The sequence below is a fragment of the Flavobacterium sp. genome (assembly GCF_031537875.1).
Taxonomy (GTDB): Bacteria; Bacteroidota; Bacteroidia; order Flavobacteriales; family Flavobacteriaceae; genus Flavobacterium.
Genome location: NZ_JAVKNB010000007.1, coordinates 1 through 23,256, shown reverse-complemented (window position 1 = coordinate 23,256; position 23,256 = coordinate 1). Strand labels below are relative to the sequence as shown.

Below are 23,256 nucleotides of genomic sequence, written 5' to 3'. Positions count from 1 at the left end.
TATAAAATTATGAGCGAAAGATGGAAATATCAGATTAAAGTAGGAGGCATTTGGGGGCTATTCATGATTGGTTTCTCTACTTGGTACTTATCAAGCACAACGCCTCTAGCCACACAATTAGCCGACAATGGCTACTATTTTAGAGCTATTGGCTATATTGTTTTTGGAATATTTATCTTGGGATACTCTAGTTGGACGGCTAAAAAACGCCGTGAAGGAAAATAAAATTTTTAAACTTTATCGTTTAAAAAATAAACCGCAGATTTACTGATTATAACAAATCAGCGAATCTGCGGTTTGTTTTAGGATATATTATCGAACAATTACGCCATCTACAAATAAAATGGGCACTTCTTCTTGATTCGTTTCTTGAATAGCATTAGCTTTAAAAATAAACTTCTTATCGTAAAGGGTGTTTCCGATAAAAAAAGTCACCATAAATTCATTGTTTAACGCCAAAAGGCTTTTGTCAATCAATTCGATTTTAGCTACCGAAACCTCAGGAATTTCTGCAAAAGCATGGCGCAAAATCGATGTTTTTTTCATTTCGCCATCTAGGGTTCCAAACGCTTTCGAAACGACCATTACGCCGTCTATTTGAAAATCAGAATCGTTTACTAAATACGCATACCACACTTTCTCCATAAACTCATCGCTCCATTCTTGAACGACCGCCATGAAAACATTTTCTACTTCGGGAATGATAATGTCTTTTTTCATCTATTTAAAAAACCCTTTCTAAATGTTACTTCAAAAAGGGCGAATTAATTATTATACTATTGATTTGAATTGTTCCAAGAAACGAACATCGTTTTCATAAAACATTCTGATATCTCCAATTTGGTATAGCAACATCGCAATACGCTCAACTCCCATTCCGAAAGCAAAACCATTGTATTCGTCTGGATTGATACCGCAGTTTTTCAAAACGTTAGGATCAACCATTCCGCAACCCCCAATTTCTAACCAACCTGTTCCTTTGGTAATACGGTAATCTGTTTCGGTTTTCAAGCCCCAATAAATATCAATCTCAGCACTTGGCTCTGTAAATGGAAAATAAGAGGGTCTCAAACGAATTTTAGACTTCCCAAACATCTCTTTAGTGAAATACAACAAGGTTTGTTTTAAATCAGCAAAAGAAACATCTTTATCGATATACAATCCTTCTACTTGGTGGAAAATACAATGCGAACGAGACGAAACTGCTTCGTTACGAAAAACACGTCCAGGAGAAATGGTTCTAATAGGCGGTTTGTTGTTTTCCATGTAGCGCACTTGCACTGAAGACGTGTGAGTACGCAACAAAATATCGGGATTAGTTTGAATAAAAAAGGTATCCTGCATATCACGAGCCGGATGGTATTCGGGCAAGTTCAAAGCGGTGAAATTGTGCCAATCGTCCTCAATTTCTGGACCTTCGGACACATTAAAACCAACGGTAGAAAAAATATCAATGATTTGGTTTTTAACCAATGATATTGGATGACGGGAACCTATCAAAACCGGCTCTGCAGCACGAGATAAATCACCATAAATTCCTTTGCTTTCTTCTTTACTTTCTAGCGCCTCTTGAATTGATTTTACTTTGTCTTCGGCAGAAGTTTTTAGCAAATTGATTACCTGTCCAAATTCTTTTTTCTGTTCGTTAGGAACATTTTTAAACTCGGCAAATAACTCTTTCAAAAGTCCTTTACTTCCTAAAAATTTAATTCGGAAAGCTTCTAGTTCCGCTGGATCTTGTGAGGAAAATCCTTGTGCTTCGCTAATGTATTCTTTTATCTTGTCTATCATCAGTCTTTTTGTAAAGGTGCAAAATTACGATTTTTTAGTGAAAAGTAAAACCTGGTTTGGGGATTCGTGATTCGTAATTTGTGATTTGGTTATGTTGGCGCCAGTTACTAGTCCATTAGTACTAATTTCTACTATTGAATTAGTCCTCTTTCAAGGAAATAATTCACAATCGCTTCTTTCATCAAAACAGATTGTTCTCCTGCTTTTAAAGGGGGTAATTCTTCTTTTACTTTGTAATGTGGCCAACCTTCATCGTCAAAAAATTCAAATTCATAATAGCCATACGGTTCAAGCAATCGACAAATAGCAATATGCATCAGATTGAGTTTTTCATCTTTCTTGAATTCGCGATGAATTTGCCCTAATTCTTGAATTCCTATTAAATAAATAATGGCATCCAGATCCAAATCTTCGCCTTGTGAAAACCGATCGGATAATATAACTACAAGCTGTTCCCAGCGTTCTTTCAATTGTACGTCTCTTGACATTGGATTTACGATTTATGATTTACGATTTACGAAATGCAAAACGAGAACCAAAATTTCAGCAGCAAAGATAAGAAGTAGAAAATTGAGAATGGACAATCGACAATTCTTTTATCTTTGTGCTTTTATACGATACAACTATGGGATTTTTAGATATTATCATTGCCGCCTTATTGATTTATGCTGCGTTCAAAGGCATTCAAAACGGACTTTTTGTAGAACTGGCTTCTTTTTTCTCTTTAATTGCTGGAATTTATTTGGCTATCAAATTTTCCTCTATGGCTAAAACAGCTCTTTCAGGTGTATTCAAATGGAATCCGTACACCATTCAAATTATCGCTTTTATCCTTACTTTTTTGGTGGTTATAATTGGAGTGTCATTAGCCGGAAAGTTCTTGACTAAAATGGTGAGTTTCGCTTATTTGGGATGGATTAACAAAGCAGGTGGTGGTTTTTTCAGAATGTTGAAAACGGTATTAATAGTGAGTATCTTATTTAGTGTTTTCGAAAAGATCAATTACAATCATTTTTTAGCTAAAAAAGAAACTTTAGATCGTTCTATTTTCTTTAATCCGATTCAGAAAACAGCTGATTTTATTTTCCCTTCAATTCAGAAATTGTACAAAAAGGCAACTACAAAATAAACCGAAAACTTTATTTCACCTCTCGAATAGCTTCGTTTTGAATCCAACCCTCCGTTCCATCGGTAAGTTGAATTTTTTTCCAATTGCCTAAAGTTTCTTCCACAAAGACTTTGGTCCCTTCGTGTAAAATGAAAGTCGCTGGGCTTGCCTTTTGCGGTTCGCTTTTTACCTCGACAACCTCAGCAAAAACTATGGCCGGGCGTTCGTTTACAAAATGATTTTTTTCAAAAATTCCGGCCGCTAAACTAATCAGTAAACTTACAAGCCAAACAAACATTCCAAAAAAGAATATACGTTTTGACGATGCCGTCAACGAAAAATAATATCCTATAAAAAACCCTAAAAACAAGAATCCAAACACCACCGAAATCCACGCCCAAGTATTGAAATCGTATATCGCGGTAAAATCGCGGAGTAATTTAGAAAAGCCTACTTTAGGCACTTCTTTTACCTCATCAATAGTTAGTTTTTGAGCAAATTTTAAGTTGTTTGCTACATCTGCATCCTCAGGATGTAACACCAACGCTTTTTCGTAATAATAAATAGATGGGGCTACTTTATGTAATTTGAAATAACTATTCCCTAAGTTAAAATACAATTCAGCAGATTGTTGGTGGCTATCCAACACACTCTCATACGCTTGAATTGCTTGTTCGTATTGCCCTTTTTGATACAAAACATTCCCTTTTTCGAATCCGCTTTGAGCGAATACAAAAGAAGTGATGAATAAAAATATATAAACTAAATGTTTCATTGTGTCCTTCGTGTTTAAGAAATCTGTTTTTCCAATGCTGAAATAATCAACACCGCTTTATCAAAATCATTTTGAATCGACGTGCTTGAAGCAGGTGCATACCGCGCGAACTCACAGTTTTCAGTTAAGGCAATAAAATCGTTTACAGCTTCTGGATTGGCATTTCGAGACAATAGCAATTCTTGAATATTGTCTTTACTCATTTCTGAAGTTTCGATATGCAATTTGGCTTTCAAGAAATTGTGCATTGCTTTTTCTAAAGCCACATAAAATGGTTCCTTGTTGTTGATTTGTTTTTTGGCTTCCGATAAATATTTCTTAGCTAATCGATTGTTCATTCGGATTCTATTTCCAGTAATATCGCCCTCCAAAGCCTCTTTTCTTCTCTTGATGAATACGACTATTGGCAACACTATAAACGGCAATAACAACAGTATGTAATGCCATAACGATCCAAAGAAATCATTACGTTGCAAAGGGGTTAACTCTGTTTTTAATTTAATGAATTTAAACTGCTCTGGTCTCTCAATTTTGTTTTTATTCGCACCTGAATTGGAAGCCACTGCTTGCGCAGCCGTTGGCCCATCTAAAACATTGATTACTATCTCTTCTGAAGTCAGCGTTTTATAAGTGCCTGAACTCAAGTCAAAATAACTGAACTGCATTGGCTTAATAGGATACTTCCCTTTGTATTGCGGGACAATAGTATAACTATCTGAAATTTTACCTAGCATACCTGACAAGCCTGTATTGACTTCTTCTTTATGAACAGCGTCATACATTTCGAGTGCATTTGGCGCAACGGGTTTGGGTAAATCAAACAATTTTAAGTTCCCTTTTCCGCTTACACTCACGACCAAATCCAAACTTTCTCCGTTTTTCAAATTGGTTTTGGTTGGCGTTACTTTAAAATCAAAATTACCCACTGCTCCTGTAAATCCTGCCGGTTTTCCAGCCTCAGGAAGTGGCTTTACGGCAATCGTTTTGGTTCCTGCCGAAACGCGTTTGTTACCTTCGGTAATCATTACTCGCCCAAATACATCTCTACGATTAGTTGGCAATTGCACATCAATATCCAATGATAAAGGTTCAATAGTTAATTTACCCGATTTTTGTGGATACAGCACCGTTTTTCGTAAAGTTACATATCGATAGCGCTGTCCTTTGAACATGCCTTCTTCAGCAACCAATTGCTTGATGTCAATGTTTTGACTCCAAAAATCATTGTATTTGGGTTTGTTCAACTCACGCCAATTGGTAATTCCAATATTGTAACTGAAATACAATTTATACACTACGGTAATAGGTTCGTTGATGTACGGATTAGTTTTAGAAATATCAGCTACGAGATAAATGTTATCATCAGCCGATATTTGAGGTGCAGATGGATCGTTCGGATCGGCTTGTTGTTGCACCGCGTCGGTAACTTTAATTCTTACGGGAGCCGTTTTATACAATTGCCCATTAAATTCAATCACCGCTTGTTTGATCACTAAGTTTCCTTTTTGCAAAGGCAATAAAAAGTAAGAGTATATTTTTTCGAAAGTACTTCGGCCATTAATCCACGATTGGCTTATTTGCTGACTCGGTCCTGCAATTACTCGAAATCCTTCAAAATTAGGCTGAACAAAATTATCCCCATCTACATTCATTATAAAATCCACGCGGAGTCTCTCGTTAAGTCCGAGCGTATTTCTACTCACTTTTGCCTCAAATTGTACTTGAGCCAAAAGTCCTTGAAAACTGATTAATAATAGCAGTATGTATTTTTTCATTGGGTGTTAAAATGGTATTCTAATTTCAAATTCTTACCAGTCTTTTTCTGTTTGTACTGGTTTTCCTTTTACTTTTTGAGCATTGACTTTATTCTGAACTTTCTTTTCTTCATTATTCACGGCATCCAACAAGTTCTGCACTCGTTGTTGCGAAATTCCTCCCGGATTCGGCTTAGGCTGCCCTTGATTTTTGGAAGGATCGTCTTTTTTATCCGATTTGTTTTTATCCTGATCTCCGTCCTTTTTATCTTTATTTTGATCGCCTTTATCTTTGTTTTTATCCTTATTTTTATCGTCTTTCTTGTCGTCCTTTTTATCCTTGTCCTTGTTTTTGTCTTTATTCTTATCGTCTTTTGGCGGGTTATCTTTTAGCATTTTTTTTGCCAAAGCATAATTGTATCGCGTTTCTTCATCTTCTGGATTGTTTCGAAGTGCATTTTTATACGCTTCCACCGCTTGCGAATAATCCTTTTCTTTCATGAACACATTTCCTAAATTGTGAAATGCCTTGTGTTTTTGAGGACGTGTTTTGATGTTTTTCAACGCATTGGCAAAAGCGATTTTGGATTCCGAAAATTGGTTTTGACGGTAAATGGAATTTCCTAAATTATAAGAAGCTACCGTTCTTCTTGGGAATTTAGAGTGTGAAATTCTATAATTGGCCTCGGCATCTGCATATTTTTTGGCTGCAAATTCTTCATTCGCTTTGGGCAAAAGTGCATCTTTCTCTTGGGCAGTAATTGCCAAAGAAAACACAAGAAAAATAGATACAAATAGATTCCTCATCCTTGTTTTTTTATTCCTTTTCATTAAATAAATTGAGTTTATTCACCCATTTGGTTTTGCGTTCCAAAAGAAAAACATCTGCAAACAACAACACAAATGCAAATCCTAAAAACCATTGAAATTGCGACTGGAAATCGGCCATTTGAGTAGCTTCAAATTCGGTTTTTTCAATGTTATTCAACGCATTTTTTACATAATTAATTACCTCTTTGGTGTTGGCGCCATTCACATAACCCCCTTTAGTCGCTTTAGCAATAGCAGTCAAACTTTCTGAGTTGAGTTTAGTAATAACCACTTCGTTATTGCTGTCTCTTTTTAAACCTTCTAAAACACCATTACGTCGTAACGGAATAGTTCCTCCATTTGGAGTTCCCACCCCTATCGTAATGATTTTAATTCCTAATTTATTGGCAGCTTCTGCAGCGGCTTCTGCCCCTTCCGAATGATCTTCACCATCTGAAACTAGAATCAACAACTTACTCGTTTTTTTATCATCAAAATAGGTGGCCGATAACTTGATAGCTTCATCCAAAGAAGTTCCCACAGAAGAAACCATATCAGTATTCATGCTTTGTAGAAACATTTTGGCTACGCTATAATCCGTGGTAATAGGCAATACAGGAAACGAACTTCCTGCATAAGCCACAATCCCAATTCTGTCGTTACCCAATTGATTGATAATTTGAGAAACCAATTGCTTGCTTTTTTCTAAACGACTTGGTGCCACATCTTCGCAAAGCATACTTTTAGAAACGTCCATAGCAAAAACGATGTCGATTCCTTCGCGTTTTACCGTTTCCATCTTGGTGCCAATTTTTGGATTAACCAAGCCTAAAATCAAACCTATCAATGCCAAAAGGAGTACCACTAATTTCAAAACAGGTTTAAAGACTGAACTTTCAGGACTCAATCGTTGCACCAATTCTAAGTCGCCAAATTCACGTTGTTTTTTTCTCTTCCAATATAAATTGAATAGAAAAACCAACACCAAAAGTGGCAGTAGCAATAGTAAGTACAAATATATTTTTTCGTCTAATTCCATTTTAAATAAATGATCGGTACACCGTGTTTCGCAATCCAATTTCTAGCAACAAAAAGAAACCTGCCAATAAGACAAACGGGCGAAATTTCTCATCATAATCATAGAATTTTAATTCCTGTATTTCGGTTGTTTCTAATTTATTAATTGCCTCATAAATAGCTTCTAGTTTACTATTACTTGTAGCTCTAAAATATTTTCCATCTGTTTTTCGAGCGATATTTTTCATCAACTGCTCGTCAATTTCTACCTGCATCATTCGGAATAAAAATTGTCCGTTGGGAGCAATTGCATACGGAAACTCAGCCATTCCATTAGTCCCAATACCTACCGTATAGACTTTAATTCCGTATTGTTTTGCAATATCCGAAGCCGTTTCTGGCTCAATAAATCCTGCATTATTTACACCATCAGTCAACAGAATAATCACTTTGCTTTTGGCTTTGCTGTCTTTTAAACGATTAACGGCTGTCGCCAATCCCATCCCAATTCCCGTTCCGTCTTGCAAGACATTATCGTATTTAATACTTTCAATCGCTTGTTGAATAATTGCTTTATCACTTGTAACTGGAGTTTTAGTATAGGCTTCAGAGGCATACACCACTAATCCAATTCTATCATTCGGTCTTTCATCAACAAAACTGGAAGCTACTTTTTTCAAAGCTTCCATTCGATTAGGTTTCAAATCTTTAGCCAACATACTTCCCGAAACGTCAATCGCCATCACAATATCAATTCCTTTTGTAGTCTTAGTTTTGTTACTAACATCAACGGTTCTAGGTCGTGCCATCGCAACAATTAAAGTTGTTAAAGCCAATAAACGAAGTACCCCTAAAAACGGATACACTTTCACAAAAAAGGATTTAGAACCTGTAAAACCTGCTGTCGAACTTATTTTTAAAGTAGCTGTTTGCTGGTTTCTTTTCAAATACAACCAAGCGCCTGCCGCTGGAATTAAAAGCAACAACCAAAAAAATTCTGGATTTAAAAATGTTATTTTTTCCATTATTTACCCGCTTGTCTTAGTTCAACTGAATGTAACATTCGGTCTGCAATTGCACTTCCGTATTGGTCTCCTTCAGGATATACAATCATAATTTGTTGTAATCCTTGATTTTGTTTGAAATATAAAATTTTATAATATACTTTTTCGCTCGACTTGGTCAACGGATTTAACATGGTCATTGTTCCGTATCCTTTTAAGCCTTTCACACCACTTTCAGTTTCAAAATCTTCTTGTTTTACAATAATATTTTGACCGCCTTGAGCCTCGATTATTTTTAGATTGCCCTCCATGGCTTTTGCCAAATCAATATCAGTTGGTTGTTTGAATTGACTTGTAGACACCATCATAAAAAAGCTATTCATCATGTCGCCATACTGGAATAATTGCATTTCTTTAATCAATGCCATCGTGTTTTTCGGCAAGACTTTTTCGGCATCAACTCTTTTTAAAACTTGAGGGGTTTCAATTAAAATGCCTGGATTTCCGTATTCGCTTTTTACCCATTCTCCTTCTAATAATTCTTTAGTTTCACGACCAAAAACCGTATCAATCACAAAACTAAAACCACGAGTTACCACAAAAAAACCTGTAATTACAACCACTAATAACACTACTGAAAGTATCGCAGTACGAATACGTTTGGCTTTCTTTTTCTTTAACTGCAATTGAATCTGATGTTGTCTTTGTGCTTCATTGAGCAACAAATCTTCTTCTTCCGGCACTTCAACAGGAATCGCTTTATCTAAAGTTAAAATCGCTTTTTGAATCTTATTTCTGTCTTCTGTAATTTCGAAATCCATTGGTTTAGACTTCGCAAACTTCACCAAGTCGGCTTGTTTTAAAACGCGTTCTAAATTTTCGATTGTTTCTTGCGAAAGCGTCATTTTCTTTTTTACAGAGGCTGCTCTCAAAGCCATAATCAATTCAGAAGTAGTACTTTCCATCGCTGGAATTTCGATAGCCTCTTCGATATAATTTCTAGCGATGTCGGTCAATTCACTATAATATTCCTTGATTTCTCCGTTTTGCCACAATTCTTTTTTCTCCAAAATAGTTAGTAAGGATGTGGCTTTTTCGATAGGCGTTTTATAAACTTCTTCTTCAATGACTTTTTGCTGTTTTTTCTTGATGTACCAATACACCAAAGCGCCTATTCCTGCTAAAATAATAATTGCTAGCATGTACTTCCACCAATTCCCCCAATGACTTTCAGCAACCACAATATCCTTGATGTCGTACATTTTTTGTTGCAACGTATCCACTTTCACATTGGCTACCTCAACTAAAAGAGAATCGGACAAGAACGGTTTTTTGTTAATCAAAATAGACACTCTTGAAATAGTATATTTCCCAGAATCAAATTGTGTTAACCCGTATTTTTTAATTAATTCATAGCGGTCGTTATTTCGAATCGTATCAATTGGATACGAACGAATCACTTCTAAGGCTCCTATATTTTTCAAATTAGGGAAAACTACTCTTGCCGAAGTATCCACTAATGCTTTCAAGGTCAATTTAAACTCGGCTCCAATTTTGTTGCGAGTCGTATCTAAAGCCGTCGTTACTTTTTGTGCAAAAAGCGTGGTTGAGATTAGAAACAATACTATGTATGCTGTTTTTTTCATTTATACTATTCAGAAATTTTGATTTCTGATTATTGATTAACGATTAGTGATTTTTGATTTTCCGTTTACTATTTCAAATTGTTCTTCGCCGTTTTAATACTCGAAACAAAAATGGAAATTAGTTCATTCACTTCTGTTTTTGCAGAAACCAACAAATCTTCCTCTTTCATTAAACCTGCTTTTTCAATAATTTTCAAACAAACAAAACTTTCTCTCAATTCTTTTAAACAAATTCCCATTTTATGAATAAAGTCTTTACTACTTTCAGCACTTTGTGCTTCTCCATAATTTAATGCGGGAGATGTCCCTGATCTAATTATTTGACTCGCTAAATGATTTCCTGCATAATTTTTTTCAAATTTACTTGCTACAATTATTATTGTTGCCGCAAAATCAATCAATCTATTTTCGAGTTCTTGTTTATTCACTTTTTAAAAATCTAAATTCTGCAATCGTTACTCTTCAATCTAAAATCTTTATCTCGATTTAAAATACCCTAATAGTTTGGTTACATAACTTTCATCAACTCGGGTATTCACTACTCCAGAACCTGATTTACTGAAGGTTTCTTTAAAATAATTTACTCGATCGTGATAGTGTTTTTCATAGTTCAAACGAACTGATTTAGAACCTGTATCTACTAATTGTATCGCTCCTGTTTCGGCATCCAACATAGGAACCATTCCTAAATTGGGCATTTTTTCTTCGCGAATGTCGTACACTCGTATTCCAGTTATATCGTGTTTTTTAGAAGCGATTTTTAACGTTTGCTCGTATTCCTGCGTCATGAAATCAGAAATAACAAAAACGATGGCTTTCTTTTTTTGGGTTCCCGACAAAAATTTCAAGGCTTGTGCCAAATCCGTTTTGTTACTTTTAGGTTCAAACTCGATGAGTTCGCGAATGATTCGCAACACATGAGATCGGCCTTTTTTGGGTGGAATATACAATTCAATTTCATCTGAAAACAGAATTAATCCAATCTTATCATTATTTTGGGTCGCCGAAAAAGCCATCGTAGCAGCGATTTCAGTTACAATGTCTTTTTTAAACTGATTTTTGGAACCAAAGCTCTCCGAACCCGAAATATCAACCATCAGCATCATTGTTAATTCGCGTTCTTCTTCAAAAACCTTAACATGTGCTTCGTTGTATCGCGCAGTTACATTCCAGTCAATGGCACGAATATCGTCTCCATATTGGTATTGACGTACTTCGCTAAAAGTCATCCCACGTCCTTTAAAAGATGTGTGATATTCTCCCGAAAAGATATGATCACTCAATCTTCGGGTTTTGATTTCTATTTTTCGGACTTTTTTAAGTAGGTCTTTTGTATCCATTTTTGTTACTGCCACAAAGGCGCAAAGTCACAAAGTTTATCTTTCAAGAAATTAAGGAACCTCAACTTCGTTTACGATTTTGTTGATGATGTCCACAGATGTGATGTTTTCTGCTTCTGCTTCGTAGGTAACTCCAATTCTGTGACGCAACACATCATGAACTACCGCACGAACGTCTTCTGGAATCACATACCCACGACGTTTGATGAAGGCATAACACTTAGCTGCATTAGCCAAATTAATACTTCCACGTGGCGATGAACCAAAACTAATCAATGGTTTTAAGTCGGCTAATTTGTATTTTTCTGGGTAACGTGTAGCGAAAATAATATCTAAAATGTATTTCTCGATTTTCTCGTCCATATACACCTCACGAACTGCTTCTTGAGCGCGTAAAATTTGCTCGATAGAAACCACTTGGTTTACTTTTTCATAGCTTCCGCTCAAATTCTGACGAATAACCAATCGCTCTTCGTCCATTTTTGGATAGTCAATCACCGTTTTCAACATAAAACGATCGACTTGTGCTTCTGGCAACTGATACGTTCCTTCTTGCTCAATTGGGTTTTGTGTAGCTAAAACTAAAAATGGCTTATCTAATTTAAAAGTCGTGTCGCCAATAGTCACCTGCTTTTCTTGCATTGCCTCTAACAAGGCTGATTGCACTTTGGCTGGCGCACGGTTAATTTCATCGGCTAAAACGAAATTGGCAAAAATGGGGCCCTTTTTAATTGAAAATTCATTTTGCTTGATGTTATAAATCATCGTTCCTACCACATCGGCAGGTAATAAATCAGGTGTAAATTGAATTCGACTAAACGAACCTGCAACAGCTTGAGAAAGCGTATTAATGGCTAAGGTTTTGGCCAATCCTGGAACTCCTTCTAACAAAATATGTCCTTGACCAAGTAGTCCAATTAACAATCGTTCTACCATGTGCTTTTGACCCACAATTACCTTGTTCATTTCCATAGTAAGTAGATCGATAAAAGCACTTTCTCTTTCTATTTTCTCATTAATTGCTCTAATGTCTAAAGTCGATGTATTCTCTTCCATTGTGATATTTTTTAAACCTTTGTTTATAGGGTTTGCTTTTGCGAGTGCAAATTGAATTTTTTTTTAGAAGTAAGATGTTAAAGAATGGTTAAAACTTCGGCAAAAAGCCTAATTTTAAGGACGAATTGTGATAGAATTTACCTATTTTTAAGAACTCTATTCAATTTGAAAGAAAATACTAGATTTACCAATTAGAAATACTTTATATCACAATGAGTAAAACAACACTATCTCCCATAATTGCTGGGGCAATGAATTGGGGAATTTGGGATAAAAATCTCAACACAAAAGAGATGGAGAATATGATCCATTTGTGTTTAGAAAATAAAATTACCACCTTTGATCACGCTGATATTTATGGCGATTATACCACCGAAGCTGAATTTGGAAAAGCCTTAAGTTCAAGTAAAATTGATCGTCAAAAAATCCAGTTGATTTCGAAATGTGGTATTCAAATGGTGACCAAAAACAGAAACAATACCATCAAGCATTATGAATATTCTAAAGACTATATCATTTGGTCTGTAGAAAATTCTTTAAAAAATTTAGCTACAGATTATTTAGATATTCTATTATTACATCGCCCTAGTCCGTTAATGCAAGCGGATGAAATTGCAGAGGCAGTGGAAAAATTAAAAGTCGAGGGGAAAATTATCGATTTTGGTTTATCCAACTTTACTGCTTCGCAAACCGAATTAATTCGTCAGAAAACAGCAGTAAGCTATAACCAAATTCAGTTTTCAGCTTCGCATCACGAAGCCATGTTGGACGGAAGTTTGGATTATATGCAAGTAAACGGTATTCGCCCTATGTCTTGGAATCCTTTAGGAAGTGTGTTTAGAGAAGATAATGAGCAAACCCGACGTATGAAAAAATTGTTAGCGCAATTAGTTTCTAAATACGGAGTGGGTTCAGACACTATTTTATTGTCTTGGATTTTACAACATCCTGCTCAAGTAATTCCAATTGCAGGAACAGTAAACGTTGCTCGAATTCAAGCCTTGATGAAAGCGACTGAATTACCTTTAGAAAAAGAAGATTGGTTTGCTATTTGGAGCGAAAGTATGGGTAAAAATGTGCCTTAATAACAAAATTAAAAAATGAGTAAAACAGCCTTAATAACAGGAGCTACTAGTGGAATTGGAAAAGCAACTGCGATAATTCTAGCGAAAAACAACTACAAATTAGTGATTTGTGGGCGCCGCGAAGATCGTTTGAACGAACTTAAAACAGCCCTTTCGGAGTTTACAGAAGTACACTCTTTATTGTTTGACGTGCGAGATAAAGAAGCGGTTTTTGAACAAATTAGTTCCTTGCCTGAAGCCTTTTCGCAAATTGATATTTTAATTAATAATGCTGGAAATGCACACGGTTTAGACCCTATTCAAACAGGAAGTATCGACGATTGGGATGCTATGATAGATGGTAATATCAAAGGGCTCCTGTATGTTTCAAAAGCGATTATTCCGCAAATGATAACACGTAAATCAGGACATATCATCAACATTGGATCGACCGCAGCCAAAGAAGTGTACCCAAATGGCAACGTATATTGTGCTACCAAACACGCTGTCGATGCCTTGAACCAAGGAATGCGAATGGATTTGAACCCGTTTGGAATTAAAGTTGGTGCGATTCACCCAGGAATGGTTTCTACTGAGTTTAGTGATGTACGTTTTAAAGGCGATTCTGAAAAAGCGCAAAATGTCTATAAAGGTTTTTCTCCTTTACAAGCTGAAGATATTGCAGATATTATCCATTTTGTAGTATCAAGACCGTATCATGTGAATATTGCTGATTTGGTAGTGATGCCGACTGCCCAAGCTTCGTCTGGAATTGTCAATCGTTCTTTATAAAAAGAAACACGTATGAGAACATTGGTTATTGGAGACATTCATGGCGGGTTGCGCGCACTACATCAAATTTTAGAAAGAGCCAAGGTTAGCCCAAACGACAAACTCATCTTTTTAGGGGATTATGTCGATGGCTGGAGCCAATCTCCTGAAGTGATTGACCTACTCATTGCGATGAAAGAAACGCATAACATTGTTTGTATTCGTGGTAATCATGATGATTTATTACTCAACTGGCTTAAACATGGAACTGACAATCCACAATGGTTTGAACACGGTGGAGAAGCTACTGTTACCGCCTATGAAAATTGTAATGCCAAAACCCTAGAAACTCATATTACTTTCTTAGAGTCTTTAGAAGACTACCATCTTGATGATCAAAACAGATTGTTTATTCATGCTGGATTTACTAATATGAACGGTATTGATTTTGAATATTTTCCGAAACTTTTTTATTGGGACAGAACCCTTTGGGAAACTGCATTAGCCCTAGATAAAAATATGGAAAAATCCGATTTAGCGTATCCAAAACGTTTTACTTTATACAACGAAATCTTTATTGGTCACACTCCTGTTTCCCGCATTGGTAGAACAACTCCAGTTCAAATGGCTAATGTTTGGAATGTTGATACCGGAGCGGCTTTTAGAGGGCCTCTTACCGTGATGGACGTGGATTCTAAAGCGTATTGGCAAAGCGAAAATTTAGATATTTTGTATCCTAACGAAAAAGGGAGAAACTAAAACTATTTCTTAGCTATAAATCTCGGGTCGGTTTCCATAACTGTTCCACAGTTGGTGCAAGTTCGTAAGGTTTCTGAACTATAAAAATGTTCAAAGTGGGATAAAAAGTCTTTTTCGATATTATGCAATTCAAAATAAACTTCGTGCAGTTTATGATTACAAGCATCACAATGCCAAAGCAACCCATCTGTAAAACCTAAACCCGCTCTTTTACGCTCGATAACTAAACCGATTGACCCTTCTGAACGAACCGGTGAGTGCGGAATTTTAGCCGGATTCAGGTACATATCTCCCGGATGCAATTCCATCTCTTTGCGTTCACCATCTTCCTGAATAACCACTTTTATACTTCCTTCTAATTGATAAAACAATTCTTCGGTTTCGTTATAATGGTAGTCTTTTCTTGCGTTAGGCCCCGCCACAATCATAACTATATAATCTCCTGACTCGGTATATAGATTTTTATTGCCAACTGGTGGTTTTAATAAATGACGGTTTTCATCAATCCATTTGTTGAGATTAAACGGTTTTGCAATAGCCATATTTCTAAATTTTAAAAGGGTAAAGTTACCAAATTAAACTTGCTATTTTTTCTCTTTTATCAAATAAATATAAACTGGAAAATGATCGCTGAAGCCAATTTCTGTTGCCGAATGCCTTAGCGGATACCCCTTGAATTGACCGCTGGTTTGAACTAAAAATGGTTTGTTGTAAATTCCCGCTTTCCAATATTGCCAAGAAGAATAATCTGTTTTTAATAAAGTTTCCGATACCATGATTTGGTCAAAAATATCCCACGCGTCTCTGTGAGCAATAGTTCCCATCCCCTTCTTTGCCATTTCTTCAAAAGGGTTGTAAATCCCAAATTGCGGTACTTCTGCCTTTTTAGCCTTGGCACCCAATGCAATTTTGACACTCGTATTGTATGGGCCATCATTTAAATCGCCCATCGTAATTATTTTAGCATTGGGGTTTATTTGCTGTAACGAATCCATAATTTTCCTATTCAATTTACCTGCTGCTTCTCGAAACGGACTCGAGCGTTGTTCTCCTCCAGAACGCGAAGGCCAGTGGTTGACAATCAAGTGAATTTCTTCACCTTCTAAAAAACCTGTAACTAGAAGTTGGTCACGCGTATACACTCGTTTATTTTTTGAACTTACCTCCAAAACATCGTCTGTCTTTTCATCAGAATCGATTTTAGCTTTAGTTTCTTTTTGGTAGACATATAAAGGGATATTGGTGTACGTTGTGGGTTGGAAATACCTTTTTCTATACAATAAAGCGACGTCAATTCCTCTTTTGTCTGGAGAATCAAAATGGATAATTCCGTATTCCTTATCAACCAACTTAGGTTGTTGGATTACATCTTCTAGCACACCTCTGTTCTCAATTTCACAACCACCGATGAAAGTGGGTGCATCGGGATTTTCTGAACTGCCGATTTCCGACAAAACACGAGATAAGTTGTCTAATTTTTTTAAGTATTTGTCAAAAGTCCAATGCTGAGATCCTGCGGGAGTCCAATCTTCATCAAAAGTATTGGGATCATTTATTGTATCAAAGCAATTCTCAAAGTTGTAAAAGGCAACCGTATGAATACGGTATTTTTTGGACTGCCCAAATATGTTAAAGGATATAATAAAAAATACACGACAAAAAAGAACGGGGCCAATTCTCATAAAGACAGGATTTAGGATACTAGTTTTCAGGTAAAGTAAAACTAAGAAATTAGAACTGAAATTAAAAATGATTTCGGATTTGTCTATATTTGTTTAAAAATAAATACTGTTGCATAACAGATTTCATTCATGAGAAAAGCGTTCTTCTTATTCATTTTAAGTTTACTTTCTATCACTATGCAAGCCCAAACGACTATGATAACACCACCTTATTTACAAAAAGGAGACACTGTTGCAATATTAGCAACTGCTCGAAAACATATTGTAAAAAGCATGCAACCTACTATTGACTTATTAGAAAGTTGGGGACTACATGTAGTTATTGGAAAGAGTATTGGTTTAGAAGAAAATCAATTAGCCGGAACTGATGCACAACGCGCTGCCGATTTGCAGGAGCAATTGGACAATCCCAACATAAAAGCAATATGGTGCGCAAGAGGTGGTTATGGCACCGTACGAGTAGTTGATTTAATTGATTTTACACAATTCAAAAAACATCCAAAATGGTTAGTGGGTTTTAGCGATGTAACCGTTTTGCACAATCATTTGAACACCATGGGATACAAATCCATTCATGGTATTATGCCTATTAGTCTTGCAAAAGCAACTCCTGAAGCTATTGAAAGTTTGCGTTTATCCTTATTTGGACAACCTTTACAATACGCTATTGATTCGCACCCAATGAATCGTTTAGGAAAAGCTTCTGGCGAATTAGTTGGCGGTAATTTATCTATTTTATATAGTTTGTTAGGTTCCCCATCTGCAATAGATTGTAAAGACAAGATTTTATACATCGAAGATTTGGACGAATACCTCTACCATATTGATCGTATGATGATGAATTTAAAACGCAACGGCTGTTTGGAAAGCTTAAAAGGAATTATTGTAGGTTCAATGACCGATATGAAAGACAATGATATTCCTTGGGGGAAAAATGCACTTGAAATTGTTCAAGATGTGACGAAAAAATATGACATCCCAATGATTTTTAATTTCCCTGCTGGTCATATCCATGATAATAGAGCGTTAATTTTAGGAAGCAACGTAACCCTTGAAGTAACCGAAAATTGCAGTACCGTGGTTTTTGAATAGCCAACACGTAACCCTTTCACTATGGCTGAACACAACGAATTAGGAAAACTCGGAGAAGCATTAGCTCTAGAATACCTACAAAAAAACGGCTATACAATTTTGGAAACCAATTGGGTTTTTCAAAAAGCCGAAATTGATATTTTAGCTCAAAAAGACAATATCCTAGCCGTTGTTGAAGTAAAAACGCGTTCCTCAATTGATTTTGGCCTTCCTCAAGATTTTGTAAAACCCAAAAAAATCCAATTATTGGTCAAAGCAGTTAATGGGTACGTAACCGAAAACGACTTGGATTTTGAAGTACGTTTTGACATCATTGCCATCAATAAAAAAGGGCAAGAATTTGTAATTGAACACCTTACAGACGCTTTTTTTCATTTTTAAGCATATTTTTTGATGTTATATTTGTAACAAATTGTTTTTTTATTTATATTTGCAGCAGTTTTTAACACAACTACTACACCCTAACTACTATTTTTAAAACAACAACTTAACACAACTACTATGAAAACCGTTTCGTCCATCGTAGAAAATTACATTAAAACAAAACCTTTTTTACTGAACGCTTTATCGTTAGGCATCATTAATTTGACCTCTCTTTCACGCAATATTATGAGTGAATTAGAAAGCGAATTTAGTAAAGAAGTAAAACAAGGGGCCGTTGTCATGGCGCTTAAACGACTAACTGAAGAGTTAGACTTTAAACTGAATCACAAAATCAACAAAGTCATTAAAAACATCGGAGAAATCACTGTTCGTTCCGAGTTGACTGATTATACTTTTGCTGCTTCAGAAACAGTTTTGAATAAACAAGCTGATTTAATTACCGATATTAATAGCCATTCTGATATTTTTTACACTTCGTCAAGAGGGGTAAATGAAACAAATATCGTGGTGAGTAGCAGCGTGAACCATTTGGTTGACAAACATTTTGCTAACGAAAAATTGATTCAAAAATTAGAAAATTTAGCTTCAATCACCGTGAAGTTACCAAAAGAAAACATCGTGGTTCCTGGGATTTACTATTTCATTTTTCAACGTTTGGCTTGGGAAGGAATCATTATCAATGAGGTAATTTCTACTTCGAATGAGTTCACTATTTTAGTAAGTGAAAACGAAGTGGATGTGGCTTTCAAGGTGATTAAAGATTTGAAAAATTAAAATTCATTTTAAACAAAAAAGCCTCCAATAATTTGGAGGCTTTTTTATTTATTGTTTTCCTATCAACTCCATCAGCTCTAAAGCTCTGCGAATTGATTTTACATTGTCAAACGTCAATAATAATCGCAAACCGTTAGGCGTTTGTTTTTCTTTCATTTTACACAACGCACTTTGTTTTTGAACAAACTGTAACACCTGATGAAAACGTCCTGATTGGTAATAATCCGATTGTTGGTCGGAGACAAAATACCCAATCATTTTACCTTGTTTCATCACGAGTTTTTCAATTCCTAAACGGGTGGCAATCCATTTGATTTTCATGCTACTCAACAAAGAAAGGGCTTGTTTTGGCAAAGGCCCAAAACGGTCAACCAATTTGTTTTCGTAAGCCAAAAGCGCTTCTTCATCTTTTATCTCAGCCAACTCATTGTACAACAGCAATCGTTCTGAAACCGTGTTGATGTACTCATCTGGGAACAACAACTCAAAATCAGTATCCAACTGCAAGTCTTTGACGTATTCTTTGGTTTCGATATCCTTTTGATCGGGATACAAATCCTTGAATTCGTTTTCTTTGAGTTCTTCGATGGCTTCATTCATAATTTTTTGATAGGTATCAAAACCTATTTCGTTGATGAAACCACTCTGTTCTCCTCCTAACAAATCGCCTGCGCCACGAATTTCCAAATCTTTCATCGCGATATTAAATCCGCTACCCAATTCGCTAAATTGTTCCAAAGCCTGAATTCGTTTGCGGGCATCATCCGTCATTGCCGAATACGGCGGACAGATGAAATAGCAAAAGGCTTTCTTGTTGCTTCGCCCAACTCGACCACGCATTTGATGCAAATCAGACAATCCAAAATTATTGGCATTGTTAATGAAAATCGTGTTGGCATTCGGGACGTCCAAACCGCTTTCAATAATAGTGGTAGCCACCAAAACATCAAATTCGCCATTCATAAAAGCGAGCATCAATTCTTCGAGCTTGGCGCCTTCCATTTGGCCGTGGCCAATTCCTACTCGGGCATTGGGAACCAAACGCTGGATCATCCCTGCAATTTCATTGATATTTTCAATACGGTTATTAATGAAAAACACCTGTCCGTTACGCTGAATTTCATACGAAATAGCATCGCGAATCACTTCTTCGCTAAACCCAACTACATTCGTTTCAATAGGATAACGATTGGGCGGTGGTGTGGTAATTACCGATAAATCTCGGGCTGCCATTAACGAAAACTGCAAGGTTCTTGGAATTGGCGTAGCTGTTAAAGTCAACGTATCTACATTAGCTGCAATGGTTTTCAGTTTGTCTTTGACATTCACGCCAAATTTTTGTTCTTCGTCAACAATCAACAGACCCAAATCTTTAAAAACCACATTTTTATTCACTAGTTGGTGCGTTCCAATGACAATATCTAATTTTCCTTCAGCCAATTGCTTTAAGGTTTCAGCTTTTTGTTTGGCAGTTCTAAAACGATTCAAATACCCTATCGAAACCGGCATGTCCTTTAAACGTTCTGAAAAAGTTCGGTAATGCTGGTAAGCTAAAATCGTAGTGGGTACTAAAACAGCCACTTGTTTGCTGTTGTCTACCGCCTTAAAAGCCGCACGAATAGCCACCTCTGTTTTTCCAAAACCTACATCACCACACACCAAACGATCCATCGGGCGATCACTTTCCATATCGGCTTTCACTTCTTGTGTTGATTTGATTTGGTCTGGCGTATCTTCGTAAATAAACGAACTTTCTAATTCATTTTGTAAATAACTATCAGGCGCATATTGGAAGCCTTTTTCCAAACGCCTTTTAGCATACAATTGAATCAAATTGAAGGCAATATGTTTGACGCGTGCTTTGGTTTTTTGTTTTAAAACCTTCCATGCATTCGACCCCAATTTATAAATTTTAGGAGGTGTTCCGTCTTTGCCATTGTATCTTGAAATTTTGTGCAAAGAATGAATACTCACATACACAATATCATTATCGGCATAGACCAATTTAATGGCTTCTTGTGTTTTTCCTTCGACTTGAATTTTTTGTAAGCCACCAAATTTTCCAATTCCGTGATCGATATGGGTTACATAATCGCCCACCGAAAGTGAAGTCAATTCTTTTAAAGTGATATTCTGTTTCTTAGAATACCCATTTTTAATACTGAATTTATGGTAACGTTCAAAAATTTGATGATCGGTATAGCAAGTAATTTTGTTTTCTTCGTCGATAAATCCTTGGTACAAAGGTAGTACTATAGTGTTGTATTGCTTGCGAATGTTCTCCGAATTTGCCTCGTCTAAGGTTTCAAATATGTCATGAAAACGCTTGGCTTGATTGTCATTCGAACAGAACAAATAATTTTTGTATCCATTAAAATGATTGTCGTTCAAATTATTCAACAACAAATCAAATTGCTTGTTGAAAGATGGTTGCGGCTGCGTATGGAATTCGAACTTTTTAGTTGTTTTAAAAATCGCTTTGGAAGCCAATTCAACCAATGAAAAATCCAACGCTCGTTTAATAAATTGTTCTTGATTTAAGAATAATTGTTCTGGCGTAGCGTGTTTAATGTCTTTGGAAAGTTTCTCAAAAGCTTCTTGAGCTTTAGCAAATTGTTTGTCTAACTGACTTAGTAAGCCTTCTGTATTTTGAATAAAAACAACCGTTTTTTCTGAAATATAATCTAAAAAACTTTCTCGATTTTCTTGAAAAAATTGATTTTCAACATTGGGAATAATGGTGATTTTCTTTTGTTGTTCCAATGACAATTGCGTTTCCACGTCAAAGGTTCGAATACTATCCACTTCGTTACCAAAAAACTCAATTCGGTACGGATTATCATTCGAAAATGAAAACACATCGACTATTCCACCACGAACCGAAAATTCGCCAGGTTCAGTTATAAAATCTACTCTTTTAAATTCGTATTCAAACAACACTTCATTGATAAAATCAATCGAAATTTGGTCCCCAACAGCCACTTTTAAAGTGTTTTTGTCCAACTCTTTTCGAGTCACCACTTTTTCAAAAAGGGCTTCGGGATAACTTACAATTATAGCTGGTTTCTTGCGTGAGTTGATGCGATTGAGGACTTCGGCACGAAGCAATACATTCGCGTTATCGGTTTCCTCTATATGATAGGGACGGCGAAACGAAGCCGGATAGAACAATACGTCTTGGTCGCCAATCATTTGCTCCAAATCGTTCAGATAATACGCCGCTTCTTCTTTATCGTTTAAAATCAATAAAAACGGTAATTCTGTCTTTTTAAAAAGGGAACGAATTACAAAGGAAATGGAAGAACCCACCCAACCTGAAAGCTGTAACTTTTGGGCATGATTTTGTGCTATTTGAGCCGCTATTTGCTCTATTTTAGACGAATTATCGTAAACGGAATAGATTGCTTTACTCAACGCGCGGTAAATTTGGATTTACAATAGTGTTAGGAATCGCTCTTGTTGTATCCAACATTCGTAGCATGTCTGATTCGCCTTCTTCCACAGGGATTTTACTTTTCTCAGTAATTTTGTCCATTTGCCTTTGTAAAGAGACTAACTCGGCGTTGATTTCTCCTATCAAAAGAATCACTTTTTTATCTGGGATATTGTCTAAGTGAATAAATAGATTCAATAGTCGAACTTTGGTAATCAAGGTTCCTATTCGGCTTTTTATTTGCGGTTGTTGGAATTGAAATGGAATATTATTGTTGAGCAACAACACTTTTTTAGAAAGCTCCGCTGCTTTTTTCTGAAAGGCACCCATTGTCTTTCTTGGCTTTTGTCCCAATTCGTCTAAAAATTGACGGAATTCAGTCCAACTCGCCACACTTTGTTCAGAAGTAGTATTGATAGGAGTAGCATAAAAATCCCAGCTTTTGCTGATGTTTTTATAAATTACTTCTTTTTTTTGAATCGCTTTTTTATTTTCTGCATCTCGTTGTTGCGCATCGTCCTTACATGAAGTAAAGAGCAAAAGCAAAGCACAAAAAAGCACCACTAGGTATTTCATATCCATTTTCATTGAAGCACAAAGTTACAAACTAAATTTACAATACCGAATACGACATTTTGAACTTATTTTTCTTTTTAAAAACAAAAAGCGCCTCATCAATTAAGACGAGCCGCTTTTCTATAAGGGCAATAAATATCGTGTGTAGTTTATTGTCCTACTATTACAAAGGTACTTCTTCGGTTGAGTTGGTGGTCAGCCTCTGAGCATTTAACTCCATCAGCACATGTGTTCACCAATTGGCTCTCTCCATAGCCCTTAGCTGTTAAACGGGTCTTAGCGATGCCACGTTTGACCAAGTAGTCCATCGTAGATTTAGCTCTGCGTTGTGATAACCCTTGGTTGTATGCTTTGCTCTGACGACTGTCCGTATGCGATCCAATCTCGATTTTGATACTTGGGTTTTGAGTCAGTACTTCT

25 protein-coding genes are annotated in these 23,256 nt (G+C 36.1%); 8 read left to right on the top strand and 17 right to left on the bottom strand.

From position 1 onward, the window contains the following. The first annotated feature begins 9 nt into the window (after nucleotides 1-9). A complete protein-coding gene (locus RMR09_RS03165; RefSeq protein WP_310594371.1) occupies nucleotides 10-225 on the top strand; it encodes a hypothetical protein in 216 nt (71 codons plus the stop codon). A gap of 87 nt (nucleotides 226-312) precedes the next feature. Here RMR09_RS03165 and RMR09_RS03160 read toward each other — a convergent pair whose 3' ends face one another. From RMR09_RS03160 to RMR09_RS03150, 3 genes are all read right to left on the bottom strand, one after another. Next, the gene (locus tag RMR09_RS03160; RefSeq protein ID WP_310594370.1) at nucleotides 313-720 is read right to left on the bottom strand and encodes a hypothetical protein; all 408 of its coding nucleotides are present in this window, start codon (nucleotides 718-720) and stop codon (nucleotides 313-315) included. A 51-nt stretch (nucleotides 721-771) separates the two neighbouring features. Further along, nucleotides 772-1,791 carry a phenylalanine--tRNA ligase subunit alpha gene (gene pheS / locus RMR09_RS03155; protein ID WP_310594369.1) on the bottom strand — a complete coding sequence of 340 codons (1,020 nt, stop codon included), beginning with the start codon at nucleotides 1,789-1,791 and terminating at the stop codon, nucleotides 772-774. Nucleotides 1,792-1,922: 131 nt separating this feature from the next. Continuing rightward, nucleotides 1,923-2,279, bottom strand: coding sequence for a hypothetical protein (locus tag RMR09_RS03150; protein ID WP_310594368.1), 357 nt, complete (start codon nucleotides 2,277-2,279; stop codon nucleotides 1,923-1,925). A 137-nt stretch (nucleotides 2,280-2,416) separates the two neighbouring features. Here RMR09_RS03150 and RMR09_RS03145 point away from each other — a divergent pair, with 137 nt between their 5' ends. Further along, nucleotides 2,417-2,920: a CvpA family protein gene (locus tag RMR09_RS03145; protein WP_310594367.1), complete on the top strand. Its 504-nt coding sequence runs from the start codon at nucleotides 2,417-2,419 to the stop codon at nucleotides 2,918-2,920. Nucleotides 2,921-2,930: 10 nt separating this feature from the next. Here the strand turns inward: RMR09_RS03145 and RMR09_RS03140 are convergent, their stop codons facing one another. The 9 genes from RMR09_RS03140 to RMR09_RS03100 form a co-directional block, all read right to left on the bottom strand. Next, entirely contained in the window at nucleotides 2,931-3,674 is a 744-nt protein-coding gene (locus RMR09_RS03140) for a tetratricopeptide repeat protein (RefSeq protein WP_310594366.1), read from the bottom strand. Nucleotides 3,675-3,688: 14 nt separating this feature from the next. Then, nucleotides 3,689-5,449: a BatD family protein gene (locus RMR09_RS03135; RefSeq protein ID WP_310594365.1), complete on the bottom strand. Its 1,761-nt coding sequence runs from the start codon at nucleotides 5,447-5,449 to the stop codon at nucleotides 3,689-3,691. Between the two features lie 33 nt (nucleotides 5,450-5,482). Then, nucleotides 5,483-6,235 (bottom strand): tetratricopeptide repeat protein, encoded by a 753-nt coding sequence (locus RMR09_RS03130; RefSeq protein ID WP_310594364.1) that lies wholly within the window; start codon nucleotides 6,233-6,235, stop codon nucleotides 5,483-5,485. 10 nt (nucleotides 6,236-6,245) lie between these two features. Beyond that, nucleotides 6,246-7,277 (bottom strand): VWA domain-containing protein, encoded by a 1,032-nt coding sequence (locus RMR09_RS03125; RefSeq protein WP_310594363.1) that lies wholly within the window; start codon nucleotides 7,275-7,277, stop codon nucleotides 6,246-6,248. Between the two features lies 1 nt (nucleotide 7,278). Then, nucleotides 7,279-8,280: a VWA domain-containing protein gene (locus tag RMR09_RS03120; RefSeq protein WP_310594362.1), complete on the bottom strand. Its 1,002-nt coding sequence runs from the start codon at nucleotides 8,278-8,280 to the stop codon at nucleotides 7,279-7,281. Continuing rightward, nucleotides 8,280-9,905, bottom strand: a complete 1,626-nt coding sequence (locus RMR09_RS03115) for a hypothetical protein (RefSeq protein WP_310594361.1) — start codon at nucleotides 9,903-9,905, stop codon at nucleotides 8,280-8,282. The genes RMR09_RS03120 and RMR09_RS03115 overlap by 1 nt, the downstream gene beginning before the upstream one ends. A gap of 68 nt (nucleotides 9,906-9,973) precedes the next feature. Then, nucleotides 9,974-10,333: a four helix bundle protein gene (locus RMR09_RS03110; protein WP_310594360.1), complete on the bottom strand. Its 360-nt coding sequence runs from the start codon at nucleotides 10,331-10,333 to the stop codon at nucleotides 9,974-9,976. A 48-nt stretch (nucleotides 10,334-10,381) separates the two neighbouring features. Continuing rightward, nucleotides 10,382-11,245: a DUF58 domain-containing protein gene (locus tag RMR09_RS03105; RefSeq protein ID WP_310594359.1), complete on the bottom strand. Its 864-nt coding sequence runs from the start codon at nucleotides 11,243-11,245 to the stop codon at nucleotides 10,382-10,384. Nucleotides 11,246-11,296: 51 nt separating this feature from the next. Beyond that, nucleotides 11,297-12,301, bottom strand: a complete 1,005-nt coding sequence (locus RMR09_RS03100; protein WP_229318083.1) for a MoxR family ATPase — start codon at nucleotides 12,299-12,301, stop codon at nucleotides 11,297-11,299. A 212-nt stretch (nucleotides 12,302-12,513) separates the two neighbouring features. Between RMR09_RS03100 and RMR09_RS03095 the strand changes: the two genes are divergently transcribed. The 3 genes from RMR09_RS03095 to RMR09_RS03085 are packed head-to-tail and all read left to right on the top strand — an operon-like array spanning nucleotide 12,514 to nucleotide 14,895. Then, complete coding sequence (locus RMR09_RS03095; protein WP_310594358.1) at nucleotides 12,514-13,386, top strand: aldo/keto reductase; 873 nt, start codon at nucleotides 12,514-12,516, stop codon at nucleotides 13,384-13,386. Between the two features lie 15 nt (nucleotides 13,387-13,401). Further along, nucleotides 13,402-14,157 carry an SDR family NAD(P)-dependent oxidoreductase gene (locus RMR09_RS03090; protein WP_310594357.1) on the top strand — a complete coding sequence of 252 codons (756 nt, stop codon included), beginning with the start codon at nucleotides 13,402-13,404 and terminating at the stop codon, nucleotides 14,155-14,157. A gap of 12 nt (nucleotides 14,158-14,169) precedes the next feature. Continuing rightward, nucleotides 14,170-14,895 (top strand): metallophosphoesterase family protein, encoded by a 726-nt coding sequence (locus RMR09_RS03085; RefSeq protein ID WP_310594356.1) that lies wholly within the window; start codon nucleotides 14,170-14,172, stop codon nucleotides 14,893-14,895. Nucleotides 14,896-14,897: 2 nt separating this feature from the next. On the opposite strand, the gene RMR09_RS03080 is transcribed toward RMR09_RS03085, so the two are convergent. Then, on the bottom strand, nucleotides 14,898-15,437 hold the full coding sequence (locus RMR09_RS03080) for a 3-hydroxyanthranilate 3,4-dioxygenase (RefSeq protein ID WP_310594355.1): 540 nt from the start codon (nucleotides 15,435-15,437) through the stop codon (nucleotides 14,898-14,900). Between the two features lie 42 nt (nucleotides 15,438-15,479). Beyond that, entirely contained in the window at nucleotides 15,480-16,577 is a 1,098-nt protein-coding gene (locus tag RMR09_RS03075; RefSeq protein WP_310594354.1) for an endonuclease/exonuclease/phosphatase family protein, read from the bottom strand. 195 nt (nucleotides 16,578-16,772) lie between these two features. Between RMR09_RS03075 and RMR09_RS03070 the strand changes: the two genes are divergently transcribed. The 3 genes from RMR09_RS03070 to RMR09_RS03060 all read left to right on the top strand — a co-directional run bounded on the left by RMR09_RS03070 (nucleotide 16,773) and on the right by RMR09_RS03060 (nucleotide 18,827). After that, nucleotides 16,773-17,669: an LD-carboxypeptidase gene (locus RMR09_RS03070; RefSeq protein ID WP_310594478.1), complete on the top strand. Its 897-nt coding sequence runs from the start codon at nucleotides 16,773-16,775 to the stop codon at nucleotides 17,667-17,669. Between the two features lie 21 nt (nucleotides 17,670-17,690). Beyond that, nucleotides 17,691-18,050, top strand: a complete 360-nt coding sequence (locus RMR09_RS03065) for a YraN family protein (protein ID WP_310594353.1) — start codon at nucleotides 17,691-17,693, stop codon at nucleotides 18,048-18,050. A gap of 120 nt (nucleotides 18,051-18,170) precedes the next feature. After that, the gene (locus tag RMR09_RS03060) at nucleotides 18,171-18,827 is read left to right on the top strand and encodes an aspartate kinase (protein ID WP_310594352.1); all 657 of its coding nucleotides are present in this window, start codon (nucleotides 18,171-18,173) and stop codon (nucleotides 18,825-18,827) included. Between the two features lie 48 nt (nucleotides 18,828-18,875). Here RMR09_RS03060 and mfd read toward each other — a convergent pair whose 3' ends face one another. From mfd to RMR09_RS03045, 3 genes are all read right to left on the bottom strand, one after another. Further along, nucleotides 18,876-22,241 (bottom strand): transcription-repair coupling factor, encoded by a 3,366-nt coding sequence (mfd, locus tag RMR09_RS03055; protein ID WP_310594351.1) that lies wholly within the window; start codon nucleotides 22,239-22,241, stop codon nucleotides 18,876-18,878. Continuing rightward, on the bottom strand, nucleotides 22,234-22,836 hold the full coding sequence (locus tag RMR09_RS03050) for a hypothetical protein (RefSeq protein WP_310594350.1): 603 nt from the start codon (nucleotides 22,834-22,836) through the stop codon (nucleotides 22,234-22,236). Before RMR09_RS03050 ends, mfd begins: the two co-directional genes overlap by 8 nt. 149 nt (nucleotides 22,837-22,985) lie before the next feature. Next, nucleotides 22,986-23,256: OmpA family protein (locus RMR09_RS03045; RefSeq protein ID WP_310594349.1), on the bottom strand; the 271-nt coding region annotated here is incomplete at its 5' end.

Excerpts from the sequence above, each read along its gene's own strand:
- RMR09_RS03160 (WP_310594370.1), bottom strand. The coding sequence starts at position 720 with ATGAAAAAAGACATTATCATTCCCGAAGTAGAAAATGTTTTCATGGCG.
- RMR09_RS03065 (WP_310594353.1), top strand. The coding sequence starts at position 17,691 with ATGGCTGAACACAACGAATTAGGAAAACTCGGAGAAGCATTAGCTCTA.
- RMR09_RS03095 (WP_310594358.1), top strand. The coding sequence starts at position 12,514 with ATGAGTAAAACAACACTATCTCCCATAATTGCTGGGGCAATGAATTGG.
- RMR09_RS03075 (WP_310594354.1), bottom strand. The coding sequence starts at position 16,577 with ATGAGAATTGGCCCCGTTCTTTTTTGTCGTGTATTTTTTATTATATCC.
- RMR09_RS03080 (WP_310594355.1), bottom strand. The coding sequence starts at position 15,437 with ATGGCTATTGCAAAACCGTTTAATCTCAACAAATGGATTGATGAAAAC.
- RMR09_RS03085 (WP_310594356.1), top strand. The coding sequence starts at position 14,170 with ATGAGAACATTGGTTATTGGAGACATTCATGGCGGGTTGCGCGCACTA.
- RMR09_RS03140 (WP_310594366.1), bottom strand. The coding sequence starts at position 3,674 with ATGAAACATTTAGTTTATATATTTTTATTCATCACTTCTTTTGTATTC.
- RMR09_RS03070 (WP_310594478.1), top strand. The coding sequence starts at position 16,773 with ATGATAACACCACCTTATTTACAAAAAGGAGACACTGTTGCAATATTA.
- RMR09_RS03165 (WP_310594371.1), top strand. The coding sequence starts at position 10 with ATGAGCGAAAGATGGAAATATCAGATTAAAGTAGGAGGCATTTGGGGG.
- RMR09_RS03050 (WP_310594350.1), bottom strand. The coding sequence starts at position 22,836 with ATGAAATACCTAGTGGTGCTTTTTTGTGCTTTGCTTTTGCTCTTTACT.
- RMR09_RS03135 (WP_310594365.1), bottom strand. The coding sequence starts at position 5,449 with ATGAAAAAATACATACTGCTATTATTAATCAGTTTTCAAGGACTTTTG.
- RMR09_RS03090 (WP_310594357.1), top strand. The coding sequence starts at position 13,402 with ATGAGTAAAACAGCCTTAATAACAGGAGCTACTAGTGGAATTGGAAAA.
- RMR09_RS03060 (WP_310594352.1), top strand. The coding sequence starts at position 18,171 with ATGAAAACCGTTTCGTCCATCGTAGAAAATTACATTAAAACAAAACCT.
- pheS (WP_310594369.1), bottom strand. The coding sequence starts at position 1,791 with ATGATAGACAAGATAAAAGAATACATTAGCGAAGCACAAGGATTTTCC.
- RMR09_RS03150 (WP_310594368.1), bottom strand. The coding sequence starts at position 2,279 with ATGTCAAGAGACGTACAATTGAAAGAACGCTGGGAACAGCTTGTAGTT.
- RMR09_RS03105 (WP_310594359.1), bottom strand. The coding sequence starts at position 11,245 with ATGGATACAAAAGACCTACTTAAAAAAGTCCGAAAAATAGAAATCAAA.
- RMR09_RS03145 (WP_310594367.1), top strand. The coding sequence starts at position 2,417 with ATGGGATTTTTAGATATTATCATTGCCGCCTTATTGATTTATGCTGCG.
- RMR09_RS03125 (WP_310594363.1), bottom strand. The coding sequence starts at position 7,277 with ATGGAATTAGACGAAAAAATATATTTGTACTTACTATTGCTACTGCCA.
- RMR09_RS03130 (WP_310594364.1), bottom strand. The coding sequence starts at position 6,235 with ATGAGGAATCTATTTGTATCTATTTTTCTTGTGTTTTCTTTGGCAATT.
- RMR09_RS03115 (WP_310594361.1), bottom strand. The coding sequence starts at position 9,905 with ATGAAAAAAACAGCATACATAGTATTGTTTCTAATCTCAACCACGCTT.
- RMR09_RS03100 (WP_229318083.1), bottom strand. The coding sequence starts at position 12,301 with ATGGAAGAGAATACATCGACTTTAGACATTAGAGCAATTAATGAGAAA.
- RMR09_RS03120 (WP_310594362.1), bottom strand. The coding sequence starts at position 8,280 with ATGGAAAAAATAACATTTTTAAATCCAGAATTTTTTTGGTTGTTGCTT.